We start from the raw sequence: 14,721 nt of genomic DNA, 5'->3' as shown, positions 1-14,721 counted from the left end.
CTCTTTTTTATTTGGTTGAGATAAACGGAACGGTACTGCCAGGGATCATGGTATCGGGCAGTTTTCCGTCCCAGCGTTCGGCAGTGGTAAGGGCAACAAGCCCTGGGTTATCTCGCAGAGCTTCACCGCGCAGGCGGATAGCTTCTGCTTCAGCCCCACTTTTTAAACGAATAGTTTCTGCTTCTGCCGCGCCTCTTACGCGAATCGTCTCTGCTTCTGCTTTGGCTGCCGCCAGTTTACTGTCTGCTTCTGCCTGCGCCTGAGTTACCGCAATTTGTGCCTGGATTTTCTCTGTTTCCAGATTTTGTTTCCGTGTGGCAATGGCGACTTCCGCTTTCATACGATCTTCAATTGATTTTTCATAAGCGTCCGAAAAATCAATATTTTCAATCTGGACCCCGTCAATCACCACCGGACCAACAACGGCTTTGCGCATTGCATTTTGCAGATCCTGAACCAGTTTCGTGCGATCCTGTACAGCGCTGATGGCCGTATATTGACCGAAAACGTTCTCCAGTTGGGTTGGCAACTGGCGAACAATCAGGCGATCTTTTAATGCTTCAATGGTGTTGTAGGTGGTATAAACCGCGCCTGCTTCCGAAGGCTTAATATGGAAACTGACTGACACAGTCATTTGTGCGGGTTGCTGGTCGCGGCTGTATGCCTGTAATCCCTGATAGACAACAGCCTGATTACGCGTGGAAATTTTCTCTACGCTTTCCATAAACGGGATCTTAAAACCCAGCCCCGGATCGGCAACTTTTACTATTTTTCCATAGCGCAACAAAATACCACGTTCACCTTCATTCACGGTGTAATACGACAGAAATGGCAGCACAATAACGGCAAGTACGCCAATGGCGATGGCAAGCGATTTTTGTGGGCGGAATGAGGTTATTGAAACAGGTGCTTTCATGTGAGTCTTCCTTGAGTGATGTGTGGAAATATGTCACATGAGGTGAGAAGAAAACAGCCAACAATCGAGAATTCAGAATCTATAAAGGGGGAATGGCGGAAAACCAACGAATGAAATAAGTATGTTTTCGAACATTCAATAAACAAATGGTGATATGCATCACGAATGTAATAACGTATAAAATATCTATTATGTGACATACACGGCAAATATATAGTTGACTTACGTAAAATCATTTTTATGTCATTGTTATTTAATGCTTTGCTATTTTGGCTCGTGGAGTTTGTGTTTTCACGTGCACAATTGCTTTCATTAAGTCGCACGAGTATTTTATTTTTACCGCCGGACAGCACCCTAAAAATAAAATAAGGATAATTTATGCGGCTTATTGATTATTTCCCGGAATCATCAATCTCAGTTATATCTTCAGCAAAAGACTGGCAGGATGTTATCGATTTTTCGATGGCGTCATTGTTAGCAAAAAATTATATCAACGAGAATTACATTCAGTCTATTAAAGACTCAACTACCCGCAACGGGCCTTATTATATTCTCGCGCCGGGCGTAGCAATGCCCCATGCACGACCGGAATGTGGGGCGCTTAAAACCGGGATGTCACTGACATTACTCGAACAGCCAGTTTGTTTCCCCGGAAGTGATGAACCGATCAAATTACTCATCGGGCTTTCTGCTGCCGATGCTGATTCGCACATTGGTGCTATTCAGGCGTTAAGTGAATTACTGTGCGAAGAAGAAATACTCGAACAACTATTAACAGCAACATCAAAAAAACAATTAGCGGACATTATCAGCCGCGGATAATTACTCTCTCCTCTACAGGATAACATTATGGAAAACAAGTCTGCTCGTGCAAAGGTCCAGGCTTTTGGTGGCTTTTTGACTGCAATGGTCATCCCCAATATCGGTGCTTTCATTGCCTGGGGTTTTATTACTGCTTTATTTATTCCTACGGGTTGGATGCCTAACGAACACTTCGCCAAAATTGTTGGCCCCATGATTACCTATTTATTGCCCGTGATGATTGGTTCTACCGGTGGTCATCTGGTCGGCGGTAAACGCGGTGCGGTCATGGGGGGAATAGGGACGATTGGTGTGATCGTCGGTGCGGATATTCCGATGTTTCTCGGTTCGATGAGCATGGGGCCGTTAGGTGGTCTGGTCATAAAATATGTCGATAAAGCACTGGAAAAACGCATACCTGCTGGTTTTGAGATGGTTATCAATAACTTCTCATTAGGTATTGCCGGGATGATCCTCTGCCTGTTGGGCTTTGAAGTCATCGGTCCGGCAGTGTTAATTGCCAATACTTTCGTCAAAGAGTGTATTGAGGCGCTGGTACATGCGGGTTATCTACCTCTGCTGTCAGTCATCAATGAACCGGCAAAAGTGCTTTTCCTTAATAATGCGATCGATCAGGGCGTCTATTACCCGTTGGGAATGCAGCAGGCATCGGTTAACGGTAAATCTATCTTCTTTATGGTGGCGTCCAATCCTGGGCCGGGTTTAGGCTTGCTGCTGGCATTCACTCTGTTTGGTAAAGGGATGAGCAAACGCTCTGCGCCTGGTGCGATGATTATTCACTTCCTCGGTGGCATCCACGAGCTGTATTTTCCGTATGTATTGATGAAGCCGTTGACCATTATCGCCATGATTGCAGGCGGTATGTCTGGCACCTGGATGTTCAATTTGCTGGATGGCGGCCTGGTGGCAGGTCCTAGCCCGGGTTCTATTTTTGCTTATCTGGCACTGACGCCGAAAGGCTCGTTCCTGGCGACAATTGCCGGTGTTACGGTCGGTACTCTGGTGTCCTTTGTCATCACATCCCTGATACTGAAGATGGAAAAAACGGTGGAAACGGAGAGCGAAGATGAGTTCACCGAGTCAGCCAATGCGGTAAAAGCTATGAAGCAGGAAGGTGCATTTTCATTAAGTCGTGTGAAACGTATTGCCTTTGTTTGTGATGCGGGAATGGGCTCCAGCGCAATGGGGGCAACCACCTTCCGCAAACGTCTGGAAAAAGCCGGACTGACCATTGAAGTAAAACATTACGCCATAGAAAACGTGCCTTCGGATGCTGATATCGTCGTCACTCACGCCAGTCTGGAAGGACGAGTGAAACGTGTGACGGATAAACCGCTGATATTGATTAATAACTACATTGGCGATCCAAAATTCGACACTTTATTTAATCAATTAACCGCCGAACATAAAAACTGATTGCAGAGGTAAAAATGAAAACCAAAGTTGCTGCTATTTATGGCAAGCGGGATATCCGTCTGCGTGAATTTGAGTTACCCGAAATTACTGATAATGAACTGCTGGTCAGTGTAATTTCTGATAGTGTTTGTTTATCCACCTGGAAAGCGGCGTTGCTTGGTAGCGAACATAAACGGGTGCCGGACGATTTAGAAAATCACCCGGCGATCACCGGGCATGAATGTGCCGGAGTCATTGTTGAAGTGGGTAAAAATCTTACCGACAAATATAAAAAAGGTCAGCGATTTGTTTTACAGCCTGCGATGGGGTTACCCAGCGGATATTCTGCGGGATACAGCTACGAATATTTTGGTGGTAATGCCACCTATATGATTATTCCTGAAATCGCGATTAATTTAGGCTGCGTATTACCGTATCACGGCTCTTATTTTGCTGCGGCGTCGCTGGCGGAGCCGATGTGCTGCATTATTGGCGCTTATCATGCTAATTATCACACTACGCAATATGTTTATGAGCATCGAATGGGCGTCAAATCTGGCGGCAATATTGCGCTACTGGCGTGTGCTGGCCCGATGGGAATTGGCGCTATCGATTACGCCATTAACGGCGGCATTCAACCATCACGGGTGGTAGTGGTCGACATCGATGAAAAACGGCTGGCACAAGTACAGAAGCTGCTGCCGGTGGAGATGGCGGCCAGCAAAGGGATTGAGCTGGTATACGTGAATACCAAAGGGATGAGCGATCCGGTACAGATGCTGCGGTCGCTGACAGGAGATGTCGGGTTCGATGATGTTTTTGTCTATGCGGCGGTGCCTTCGGTCGTTGAGATGGCTGATGAATTGCTGGCGGAAGATGGTTGTCTGAACTTCTTTGCCGGGCCAACGGATAAAAACTTCAAAGTGCCGTTTAACTTTTACAACGTGCATTACAACAGCACTCACGTCGTTGGGACGTCCGGTGGTTCTACGGATGATATGAAAGAGGCGATTGCCCTTAGCGCCACGGGGCAGTTGCAGCCGTCGTTTATGGTGACCCATATCGGTGGCCTGGATGCGGTGCCAGAAACCGTACTCAATTTGCCGGATATTCCCGGCGGCAAAAAACTCATTTATAACGGCGTCACCATGCCGCTGACCGCCATTGCCGATTTTGCCGAAAAAGGGAAAACAGATCCGCTGTTTAAAGAGTTGGCGCGACGGGTTGAGGAAACGCACGGCATCTGGAATGAACAGGCCGAGAAATATCTGCTGGCACAATTTGGCGTTGATATCGGGGAGGCCGCGCAATGATGTCCCTTGCGTGGCCATTATTTCGCGTTACGGAACAGGCCGCGTTGGCTGCCTGGCCGCAAACCGGATGTGGCGACAAAAATAAAATTGATGGCCTGGCGGTTACCGCGATGCGTCAGGCATTAAACGACGTCGCTTTTCGTGGGAGAGTGGTTATCGGTGAGGGGGAAATTGACCATGCGCCGATGCTGTGGATTGGCGAAGAGGTTGGCAAAGGTGATGGGCCAGAAGTCGATATCGCGGTTGATCCGATTGAAGGCACCCGGATGGTGGCGATGGGGCAGAGTAATGCCCTGGCAGTAATGGCCTTCGCCCCACGAGATAGCCTGTTACACGCGCCCGATATGTATATGAAAAAACTGGTCGTTAACCGACTGGCTGCAGGAGTGATTAATCTGTCTTTGCCCCTGACGGATAACTTGCGCAATGTGGCAAAAGCATTGGGCAAACCATTGGATCGATTACGCATGGTTACGCTGGATAAACCCCGTCTTCATGCCGCGATTGAAGAAGCGACGCAACTGGGCGTGAAAGTATTCGCCCTGCCGGATGGCGATGTTGCTGCCAGTGTGCTGACTTGCTGGCAGGATAATCCTTACGACGTGATGTACACCATCGGTGGTGCGCCAGAAGGCGTTATTTCTGCCTGTGCAGTCAAAGCGTTAGGTGGAGATATGCAGGCAGAGCTTATTGATTTTTGTCAGGCCAAAGGTGATTACACGGAAAATCGGCAGATTGCACAACAGGAGCGCCAGCGTTGCAAGGAAATGGGGGGTGAGGTCAACCGTGTGTACTCGCTCGACGAACTGGTGAGAGATAAAAATATCCTCTTTAGCGCCACGGGTGTGACGGGCGGAGAGCTGGTGAACGGTATACAACAGACGGCGAATGGGGTGCGGACGCAGACATTACTGATCGGTGGCGCAGACCAAACGTGTAATATAATAGACTCCCTGCATTGATGGTGATCTATCGGAAGACGAATGGCGACGCTGACAGAAGATGATGTGCTTGAGCAACTGGATGCACAGGACAATTTATTGTCATTTATGAAAACTGCGCATGCCATTTTGCTCCAGGGGATACGCCAGTTTCTGCCGTCGCTGTTTGTCGATAACGATGAAGAGATCGTGGAATATGCAGTGAAGCCGTTGCTCGCCCAAAGCGGCCCGCTTGATGATATTGATGTTGCGCTGCGTTTGATTTATGCGCTGGGGAAAATGGATAAATGGCTGTACGCCGATATTACGCACTTTTCTCAATTCTGGCATTACCTGAACGAGCAGAATGAAACGCCCGGATTTGTCGATGACATTACCTGGGATTTTATCAGCAACGTTAATAGCATAACCCGTAATACTTCCCTCTATGATGCGTTGAAAGCGATGAAGTTCGCTGATTTCGCGGTCTGGTCAGAGGCGCGTTTTAGCGGAATGGTCAAAACGGCGCTGACGCTGGCAGTAACGACAACTTTAAAGGAATTAACGCCGTGAAAATCGAACTGACGGTGAATGGACTAAAGGTACAGGCGCAGTACTCTGATGATGAAATTGAAAATGTACATAAACCGCTACTGCGTATGCTGGCGGCCTTACAGGCGGTAAACCCGCAGCGGCGTACGGTGGTATTTCTGAGTGCTCCACCAGGGACGGGTAAATCTACCTTAACTACCTTCTGGGAATATCTCGCACAACAAGATCCCGAATTACCCGCTATTCAGACGCTCCCGATGGATGGTTTTCACCATTACAACATCTGGCTGGATGAGCATCAGCTTCGCCCTTATAAAGGCGCGCCGCAAACGTTTGACGTGGCGAAACTGGCGGAAAATCTGCGTCAGGCCGTGCAAGGCGACTGTACGTGGCCGCAGTATGATCGACAAAAACATGATCCGGTAGAAGATGCGTTGCACGTTACCGCGCCGCTGGTCATCGTCGAAGGAAACTGGCTATTGCTGGATGACGAGCAGTGGCGCACGTTAGCGCAATTTTGTGATTTCTCGATATTTATCAACGCGCCCGCATCTGCGTTAAGGGAACGACTGGTGGGGCGCAAGTTGGCGGGGGGATTATCGCAGGCAGATGCTGAAGCTTTTTATGAACGTACCGACGGGCCGAATGTTCGTCGGGTGCTGGAACAGAGTCGACCTGCAAATTTGACCTTAATGATGACGCCTAACGGTGAATACTGTCTGGCAGATTGACCTCCCTCACTACACCACCTTCCAGTCGCATGACGCGAGAAAAATGACGCCGGGTAAATGCGGCGTCATGACTGATTGCCACCACACTCGTGCCACGAAGGCGGCACTTTTCCAGCCAACTTTCAAATACTGCCAGCCATTGGGCGTCAAAATCCCGGCTCGGTTCGTCAAGTAATATCAGCGGCGGGGCGAGAGCTTCCAGGCAGGCGACGGCCACCATCCGTCGCTGGGCGCTATGCAGATCTAACGGATGAGCGCTGGCAACATCTGTTAACTGACAGCATTTCAGGACAGCGTCGGTGCGTTGAGCAATTTCATCAGTTGGGCATTTTTGCAGTTTCAAACCAAATGCGATCTCTTCCGCGACGGTACTGTGAAATAACTGGTTTTCCGCTTCCTGAAACAGCACACCAATGTTTGCCGCGCGTTGGCGGTTCTTGAGTGTATGTAGCGCCAGATGTTGCAACATTACCGTGCCGGACGAAGGGGGTAGAAGACCCGCCATGATACGCAACAGGGTCGATTTTCCCGCGCCATTGTCGCCGGTCAGCGCCAGCCATTCACCTTTTTTGAGTTGTAGAGAAATGTTGCAAAGACAATACGTTGCTGCGTCAGGCCAGCGATAAGTTACCTGATTTAACGTTAACATAATGGCTGGAGTGCTCCGTTTTGCAGTTGCCACGCTTGCTGGCAGTAGTTCAGGAAAGGTGTTTGATGGCGTTCAAAAAGAATAATCAGCGAATCACGTTTCAACGCCCAGTGTTGTAAGCGCTGCAACAGCATTTCGCTGGCCTGCGACGTCAGTCGGCTAAAGGCTTCGTCGAGAATTAAAATCTTAGGTAGCATCGCGATAGCACAAGCGATGACCACGCGTTGGGTTTCCCCGCCGGAGAGTGTTGCCGGATGGCGATGACGCAATGGCTGGCACCCGGTCAGAGTCAGAGCGGCGTCAATACGCGCCATAATCTCTGCTTCAGCAAGACACAGATTTTCTGGCCCAAACGCGACTTCTTCTTCCACGTTGAAGGTACAGCCAGAAAGCTGCAAGTAGGGGGATTGCTGGACGAGTTGAATGGTCGCAGATTGTTCGTTGAGTGAGCGTTGCCCAATGGGCGTATCGAGGAGCATTCCCGTACCAGCTATGTCACCCGGCAAGAAGTCGGGATACCAACCCGCCATCAGTTGCGCCAGCGTGCTTTTGCCACTGCCGTTGTCCCCAAAGATGGCGATCATCCCCGGTTCGTCATAGTAAAAGTCATAACAGAACGGAGGAATTGTTGAGTGTGTCGGGCAATAGCGAAACTGTTCTAACGTAACCATATCCACGCTCCGAATTCTGCCAGCATCAGCAAGATCATGGTGTAACGCGCCACTTTTTCCAGGTTACTGTCAGGTGGTGCCCACAGCGTAGTGCGCCGGTTGTGGAGTCGAAATGCCCGCATATCCAGCGCCGCGCCGCGGATCGCCAGATCGTTAAGCGCATTATGAGTTAGCGGAATAATTAACGCGGGCATCGCACGTAAACGTTGATACCAGCCTTCATCCAGCGGCACGCCGCGAGCGCGTTGTGCTTCATAAATAATCGCTAATTGTCGTTTTAACTGCTCAACGACCAATAACGGCCCGGCAAACAGATAAGCGACGCCCGGCGGCAGGCGAGAAGCAAACAAAGCGCGGATAAAACCTTGCACGGGGACGAATTGCATCCACAACTGTGAAGTTGAAACAATAGCCAGAATACGCAACCAGAGCGTAATGGCATGTGCCCACCGTTCTGGAGAGCGTGGCGCGTCACTTATCCATTCTGTCAGCCAGCCACCGTGCACCAGCCACAGACCGACGCCCAGCGAAAACATCAGCCAGGTGACATATTTTGCCCGCCGCCGCGTGGCCTTTAGCGCGATAAGGCAGAAAAAGGTCGCCGCGCTATAGATCGGCAAAATGGTCTGCGCGGGCAGGATAAGCGTGGTGCAGGCAGCCAGCGCCCACAATGTTAATGAGGTAAACGGATGCATTTAGCGCACGGCGGCCATCATTAGAAAATGGCGTGTGGTGCGAATCGGTAGTTGTCGCAGTAAAAGCCAGACAATCACTGCCGTGAGAATTTTATCGACCAGGTTAGCGCCTATCACCGTAATCGCCACTGATTCCACCAGGTTTTGCCCCATTGAATGTATCCAGGCGACGAACAAATCCGCTCCGCTACCGGTTACTCCGCCAAACAAGGCTGTACGCAGCGGCACGGCAACAATTGTCACCGCAAGAGTAATAATCACCCCGCTGACAATGACTTTCGGCAGAGTACGGAACCAACCCGCTCGCGCCAGCCAACCCGCGACCAGACCGATGACCATCGCCACGGGGGCAAAAGCGGCGGCGATCGGGTCAGTCAGTAACCCCCAGAGTAAATTGGTCAGTAAGCCGGTCAGCATACCGATCACTGGACCAAGCAGTACCGCGCTAATAAGCGTGCCGATGGAGTCGAGAAAAATAGGCAATTTGACTATGCTGGCCAGTTGACCGCCGATCATATTGATGGCGATAGAGATAACGATCAGCACCAAAGCCTGACTGGAAAAGTGGCGACGCGCCATAAGAAAACCTCTCTAAAGGGTGTTATTTAACAGGGGAAATATGCAACTCGTCGTAACCAGAAAGCGCGCAAGGCTGGCGACTGAATGCCAGTTCTTCCAGGCTACCGATCACCAGTTCAAGGGTGGTGCGCACGGTACAGCCAGGCATCATATGACCGCCGAGCATTGCGCCGTGTGGGTCTGAAATGCAGAGATGAAGATGTTCACCTGTCTGTTCCAGTGTGCCGTTCAGTGCGATTACTTCAAACTTACCGCGAAGATGAGTGGTGTTTTCTTGCCCGGCATAGCGTAAGGCGACGTCAGTCAGACTGCCGGTACAACCCGCAATCCACGCGGCGTGAAGTTGTTGCTGTCGCGCGAAGGTGCGTAATTGAGAGAAAACTTCCTGATCGGGAAGCAGGCGCAGCGCGTAAAAGCGCGCAGTTGAAGAATAAAGGTGGGGCAATGTCATCATTGAAGTACTCCGAAACTCGGACGTATTGCGGATGATATCGACGCGACATCAGTCATATTCTGATATAAATCAGGGTTTATGACGGCACAGCGAAAAGATTTTGCTACGCTTATTCGTGATTCTGCAAAGTGGAATAATTCCTGGCATACCATGGCCAAAAACGTGACGTAAGTCAGATAATTGTCTTCTTTGACTGGACAATCATTCCTTTTATTCCGCGTTTCGCTTATCCTAGCTGAAGCGTTTCAGTCGATTAAATGTTCGACAATTAACCAATCAGTCGCAATTTGCGACAGGTAAGGTTTTCCCGAACGATTTGCTGGACTACTCTGTCTGGCAAATTTGCTTTGAGAAAGCCTTGCAGGAGACCTATGACCGTACGCGTAGCGATAAATGGCTTCGGTCGCATCGGGCGTAATGTGGTTCGTGCTGTGTATGAATCCGGACGCCGGGCGGAAATCACCGTGGTGGCAATCAACGAACTGGCGGATGCTGCGGGCATGGCGCATTTGTTGAAATATGACACCAGTCATGGCCGTTTTGCATGGGAAGTACGTCAGGAACGCGATCAACTTTTTGTTGGTGATGACGCCATCCGCGTATTGCATGAACGTTCACTGCAATCGCTCCCCTGGCGTGAACTTGGCGTCGATGTGGTGCTCGATTGCACCGGCGTGTATGGCACCCGCGAGCATGGCGAAGCGCATATTGCCGCCGGGGCCCAAAAAGTGCTCTTTTCACATCCTGGTAGCAACGATCTCGACGCAACTATTGTTTATGGCGTCAATCAGGATCAACTTCGCGCGGAACATCGCATTGTTTCTAACGCTTCCTGTACCACGAATTGCATAATTCCCGTCATCAAATTGTTAGATGATGCGTACGGCATTGAGTCCGGCACTGTGACCACAATTCACTCCGCCATGCACGATCAGCAGGTTATTGATGCGTACCATCCCGACCTGCGCCGCACTCGGGCCGCCAGTCAGTCGATCATCCCGGTCGATACTAAACTGGCCGCCGGTATCACGCGTTTTTTCCCGCAGTTTAACGATCGCTTTGAAGCGATTGCGGTACGTGTGCCAACCATTAATGTGACGGCAATCGACCTGAGCGTGACGGTGAAGAAACCTGTAAAAGCCAATGAAGTCAACCAGTTGTTGCAAAAGGCAGCACAAGGTGCATTTCATGGTATAGTTGACTATACGGAATTGCCGTTGGTCTCTGTAGATTTTAACCACGACCCGCACAGTGCCATTGTCGATGGCACCCAAACCCGGGTCAGTGGCGCACACCTGATCAAAACGTTGGTCTGGTGCGATAACGAATGGGGCTTTGCTAACCGAATGATCGACACGACGTTAGCAATGGCCGCTGTTGCTTTCAGGTAAGACGCAAGCAGCGTCTGCAAAACTTTTAGAATCAACGAGAGGATTCACCATGTCTGTAATTAAGATGACCGATCTGGATCTTGCTGGGAAACGTGTATTTATCCGTGCGGATCTGAACGTACCAGTAAAAGACGGGAAAGTAACCAGCGACGCACGTATCCGTGCTTCTCTGCCGACCATTGAACTGGCCCTGAAACAAGGCGCGAAAGTGATGGTAACTTCCCACCTGGGTCGTCCTACCGAAGGCGAGTACAACGAAGAATTCTCTCTGCTGCCGGTTGTTAACTACCTGAAAGATAAACTGTCTAACCCGGTTCGTCTGGTTAAAGATTACCTCGACGGCGTTGACGTTGCTGAAGGTGAACTGGTTGTTCTGGAAAACGTTCGCTTCAACAAAGGCGAGAAGAAAGACGACGAAACCCTGTCCAAAAAATATGCTGCACTGTGTGACGTATTCGTAATGGACGCATTCGGTACTGCTCACCGCGCGCAGGCTTCTACTCATGGTATCGGTAAATTTGCTGACGTTGCGTGCGCAGGCCCGCTGCTGGCGGCTGAACTTGACGCGCTGGGTAAAGCACTGAAAGAACCTGCTCGTCCGATGGTGGCTATCGTTGGTGGTTCTAAAGTTTCTACCAAACTGACCGTTCTGGATTCCCTGTCTAAAATCGCTGACCAGTTGATCGTTGGTGGTGGTATCGCAAACACCTTTATCGCGGCACAAGGCCACGATGTAGGTAAATCTCTGTACGAAGCAGACCTGGTTGACGAAGCAAAACGTCTGCTGACCACCTGCAACATCCCGGTTCCGTCTGATGTTCGCGTAGCAACTGAGTTCTCTGAAACTGCTCCGGCTACCCTGAAATCTGTTAACGACGTGAAAGCTGACGAGCAGATCCTGGATATCGGTGATGCTTCCGCACAGGAACTGGCTGAAATCCTGAAGAATGCGAAAACTATTCTGTGGAACGGCCCGGTTGGCGTGTTCGAATTCCCGAACTTCCGCAAAGGTACTGAAATCGTGGCTAACGCTATCGCAGATAGCGAAGCGTTCTCCATCGCTGGCGGCGGCGACACTCTGGCAGCAATCGACCTGTTCGGCATTGCTGACAAAATCTCCTACATCTCCACTGGTGGCGGCGCATTCCTTGAATTCGTAGAAGGTAAAGTACTGCCTGCAGTAGCGATGCTCGAAGAGCGCGCTAAGAAGTAAAAAATCACAGGGCAGGGAAACCTGCCCTTGTTTCAGCGCGCTCATGTAGCACGCACTTTTTCTCAAGCCCGACGATACAGGACAAAGAAACATGTCTAAGATTTTTGATTTCGTAAAACCTGGCGTAATCACTGGTGATGACGTACAGAAAGTTTTCCAGGTAGCAAAAGAAAATAACTTCGCACTGCCAGCAGTAAACTGCGTCGGTACTGACTCCATCAACGCCGTACTGGAAACCGCTGCTAAAGTTAAAGCGCCGGTTATCGTTCAGTTCTCCAACGGCGGTGCTTCCTTTATCGCTGGTAAAGGCGTGAAATCTGATGTTCCGCAGGGGGCTGCAATCCTGGGCGCTATCTCTGGTGCGCATCACGTACACCAGATGGCTGAACACTACGGTGTTCCTGTAATCCTGCACACTGACCACTGCGCGAAGAAACTGCTGCCGTGGATCGACGGTCTGCTGGACGCAGGTGAAAAACACTTCGCAGCTACCGGTAAGCCGCTGTTCTCTTCTCACATGATCGACCTGTCTGAAGAATCTCTGCAAGAGAACATCGAAATCTGCTCTAAATACCTGGAGCGCATGTCCAAAATCGGTATGACTCTGGAAATCGAACTGGGTTGCACTGGTGGTGAAGAAGACGGTGTGGACAACAGCCACATGGACGCTTCTGCACTGTACACCCAGCCGGAAGACGTTGATTACGCATACACCGAGCTGAGCAAAATCAGCCCGCGTTTCACCATCGCGGCTTCCTTCGGTAACGTACACGGCGTTTACAAGCCGGGTAACGTGGTTCTGACCCCGACTATCCTGCGTGATTCTCAGGAATATGTTTCTAAGAAACACAACCTGCCGCACAACAGCCTGAACTTCGTATTCCACGGCGGTTCCGGTTCTACTGCTCAGGAAATCAAAGACTCCGTAAGCTACGGCGTAGTGAAAATGAACATCGATACCGATACCCAATGGGCAACCTGGGAAGGTGTTCTGAACTACTACAAAGAAAACGAAGCTTACCTGCAGGGTCAATTGGGCAACCCGAAAGGCGAAGATCAGCCGAACAAGAAATACTACGATCCGCGCGTATGGCTGCGTGCTGGTCAGACTTCGATGATCGCTCGTCTGGAAAAAGCATTCCAGGAACTGAACGCAATCGACGTTCTGTAAGATATTCCTTTCTGCTTATCTCAAGGCCCGCTCTGCGGGTCTTTTTTTCGCCAAAAGCAAAATTGCCTGATGCGCTACGCTTATCAGGCCTACACGTATCCTGCAATATATTGAATTTGCAGGTTTTTGTTGGCCGGATAAGGCGTTCACGCCGCATCCGGCATGACAAAGCGCACATTGTCATATGTCTGAGCCCCACTCTGCGGGGCTTTTTTTCGCCAAAAACAAGGTGATGTACTTAAGAAATTTGTGATCTATTTGGCAAAATTATACTTTATTGTTTACCCTTGTCAGACTGCCCGTCATAAGGCGGCGGAGTGTATTTCTCCATTTTGAGTCAGTTGAAAAGGAATATTGAATGGAAGATTTGAATGTTGTCGATAGCATACACGGTGCAGGTTCCTGGTTGGTGAATAATCAGGCGCTGTTGCTGAGTTATGCTGTAAACATCGTGGCGGCTCTCGCGATTATCATCATTGGTTTGATTGTCGCGCGGATGATTTCCAATGCGGTGAATCGCCTGATGATCTCCCGTAAAATTGATGCCACCGTTGCTGATTTTCTTTCTGCATTAGTCCGTTACGCAGTTATTGCCTTTACGCTAATTGCTGCACTGGGTCGCGTGGGCGTACAAACCGCATCGGTTATCGCCGTACTGGGTGCCGCAGGTTTAGCTGTAGGTTTGGCGTTGCAGGGTTCGCTGTCTAACCTGGCCGCTGGCGTGTTGCTGGTAATGTTCCGCCCGTTCCGTGCCGGTGAATATGTTGACCTCGGCGGTGTTGCCGGTACTGTGCAGAGCGTGCAGATTTTCTCTACGACTATGCGCACCGCAGACGGTAAAATTATCGTTATTCCGAACGGTAAAATTATTGCCGGTAATATTATTAACTTCTCTCGCGAGCCGGCGCGCCGTAACGAATTTATCATTGGCGTGGCGTATGATTCTGATATCGATCAGGTTAAGCAGATCCTGACTGATATTATTCAGTCCGAAGATCGTATTTTAAAAGATCGTGAAATTACCGTGCGTCTGCATGAACTTGGCGCATCCTCGGTTAATTTTATCGTTCGTGCCTGGAGCAACAGCGGTGATCTGCAAAACGTGTACTGGGACGTGCTGGAACGTATTAAACGCGAGTTTGATGCTGCTGGTATCAGCTTCCCATATCCGCAAATGGATGTGAACTTCAAGCGGGTGAAAGAGAATAAAGAGAGCGATGCGGTAACGCGTTAATCATGTAAAGCGCCC

The 14,721-nt window shown here is 50.0% G+C and carries 16 protein-coding genes; 10 read left to right on the top strand and 6 right to left on the bottom strand.

Features of this window, described 5'->3' with window-relative positions; genetic code table 11:
• Window positions 1-7: 7 nt before the first annotated feature.
• Window positions 8-916 carry a prohibitin family protein gene (locus tag A1SC_RS10110; protein WP_001517050.1) on the bottom strand — a complete coding sequence of 303 codons (909 nt, stop codon included), beginning with the start codon at window positions 914-916 and terminating at the stop codon, window positions 8-10.
• A 378-nt stretch (window positions 917-1,294) separates the two neighbouring features.
• On the opposite strand from A1SC_RS10110, the gene cmtB reads away from it, so the two are divergent.
• The 6 genes from cmtB to A1SC_RS10140 are packed head-to-tail and all read left to right on the top strand — an operon-like array spanning window position 1,295 to window position 6,649.
• A complete protein-coding gene (gene cmtB / locus A1SC_RS10115; protein WP_001236708.1) occupies window positions 1,295-1,738 on the top strand; it encodes a PTS mannitol transporter subunit IIA in 444 nt (147 codons plus the stop codon).
• Window positions 1,739-1,765: 27 nt separating this feature from the next.
• Window positions 1,766-3,154 carry a PTS mannitol transporter subunit IICB gene (cmtA, locus tag A1SC_RS10120; RefSeq protein ID WP_016262522.1) on the top strand — a complete coding sequence of 463 codons (1,389 nt, stop codon included), beginning with the start codon at window positions 1,766-1,768 and terminating at the stop codon, window positions 3,152-3,154.
• A gap of 14 nt (window positions 3,155-3,168) precedes the next feature.
• The gene (locus A1SC_RS10125) at window positions 3,169-4,446 is read left to right on the top strand and encodes a zinc-binding dehydrogenase (RefSeq protein WP_016249179.1); all 1,278 of its coding nucleotides are present in this window, start codon (window positions 3,169-3,171) and stop codon (window positions 4,444-4,446) included.
• Complete coding sequence (gene glpX, locus A1SC_RS10130; protein ID WP_016262521.1) at window positions 4,443-5,408, top strand: class II fructose-bisphosphatase; 966 nt, start codon at window positions 4,443-4,445, stop codon at window positions 5,406-5,408. The genes A1SC_RS10125 and glpX overlap by 4 nt, the downstream gene beginning before the upstream one ends.
• Before the next feature lie 21 nt (window positions 5,409-5,429).
• A complete protein-coding gene (gene fumE / locus A1SC_RS10135; RefSeq protein WP_001517047.1) occupies window positions 5,430-5,939 on the top strand; it encodes a fumarase E in 510 nt (169 codons plus the stop codon).
• Window positions 5,936-6,649 (top strand): nucleoside/nucleotide kinase family protein, encoded by a 714-nt coding sequence (locus A1SC_RS10140; RefSeq protein WP_016262520.1) that lies wholly within the window; start codon window positions 5,936-5,938, stop codon window positions 6,647-6,649. Before fumE ends, A1SC_RS10140 begins: the two co-directional genes overlap by 4 nt.
• On the opposite strand, the gene A1SC_RS10145 is transcribed toward A1SC_RS10140, so the two are convergent.
• From A1SC_RS10145 to A1SC_RS10165, 5 genes are read right to left on the bottom strand one after another with little or no spacing between them, the layout of a single operon-like run.
• Window positions 6,621-7,298, bottom strand: a complete 678-nt coding sequence (locus A1SC_RS10145; RefSeq protein WP_016262519.1) for an ABC transporter ATP-binding protein — start codon at window positions 7,296-7,298, stop codon at window positions 6,621-6,623. The two genes, A1SC_RS10140 and A1SC_RS10145, sit on opposite strands and share 29 nt — an antisense overlap.
• On the bottom strand, window positions 7,292-7,969 hold the full coding sequence (locus A1SC_RS10150; protein ID WP_016262518.1) for an energy-coupling factor ABC transporter ATP-binding protein: 678 nt from the start codon (window positions 7,967-7,969) through the stop codon (window positions 7,292-7,294). The genes A1SC_RS10145 and A1SC_RS10150 overlap by 7 nt, the downstream gene beginning before the upstream one ends.
• Window positions 7,957-8,664, bottom strand: a complete 708-nt coding sequence (locus A1SC_RS10155) for an energy-coupling factor transporter transmembrane component T (protein ID WP_000553213.1) — start codon at window positions 8,662-8,664, stop codon at window positions 7,957-7,959. The genes A1SC_RS10150 and A1SC_RS10155 overlap by 13 nt, the downstream gene beginning before the upstream one ends.
• Window positions 8,665-9,243: an ECF transporter S component gene (locus A1SC_RS10160; protein ID WP_016262517.1), complete on the bottom strand. Its 579-nt coding sequence runs from the start codon at window positions 9,241-9,243 to the stop codon at window positions 8,665-8,667.
• A gap of 22 nt (window positions 9,244-9,265) precedes the next feature.
• On the bottom strand, window positions 9,266-9,697 hold the full coding sequence (locus A1SC_RS10165; RefSeq protein WP_000988684.1) for a PPC domain-containing DNA-binding protein: 432 nt from the start codon (window positions 9,695-9,697) through the stop codon (window positions 9,266-9,268).
• A 371-nt stretch (window positions 9,698-10,068) separates the two neighbouring features.
• Between A1SC_RS10165 and epd the strand changes: the two genes are divergently transcribed.
• The 4 genes from epd to mscS all read left to right on the top strand — a co-directional run bounded on the left by epd (window position 10,069) and on the right by mscS (window position 14,706).
• Window positions 10,069-11,088 (top strand): erythrose-4-phosphate dehydrogenase, encoded by a 1,020-nt coding sequence (gene epd / locus A1SC_RS10170; RefSeq protein ID WP_000218495.1) that lies wholly within the window; start codon window positions 10,069-10,071, stop codon window positions 11,086-11,088.
• A gap of 49 nt (window positions 11,089-11,137) precedes the next feature.
• The gene (gene pgk, locus A1SC_RS10175; RefSeq protein WP_000111269.1) at window positions 11,138-12,301 is read left to right on the top strand and encodes a phosphoglycerate kinase; all 1,164 of its coding nucleotides are present in this window, start codon (window positions 11,138-11,140) and stop codon (window positions 12,299-12,301) included.
• Between the two features lie 91 nt (window positions 12,302-12,392).
• Window positions 12,393-13,472 (top strand): class II fructose-bisphosphate aldolase, encoded by a 1,080-nt coding sequence (gene fbaA / locus A1SC_RS10180; protein ID WP_000034375.1) that lies wholly within the window; start codon window positions 12,393-12,395, stop codon window positions 13,470-13,472.
• 358 nt (window positions 13,473-13,830) lie between these two features.
• Entirely contained in the window at window positions 13,831-14,706 is an 876-nt protein-coding gene (gene mscS, locus A1SC_RS10185; RefSeq protein WP_000389807.1) for a small-conductance mechanosensitive channel MscS, read from the top strand.
• Window positions 14,707-14,721: the final 15 nt, after the last annotated feature.

It is taken from the genome of Escherichia sp. KTE52 (assembly GCF_000408325.1).
Classification (GTDB): domain Bacteria; phylum Pseudomonadota; class Gammaproteobacteria; order Enterobacterales; family Enterobacteriaceae; genus Escherichia; species Escherichia marmotae.
Note: the sequence above shows the minus strand (reverse complement) of the source record. Positions and strands in the feature narration are given on the sequence as shown.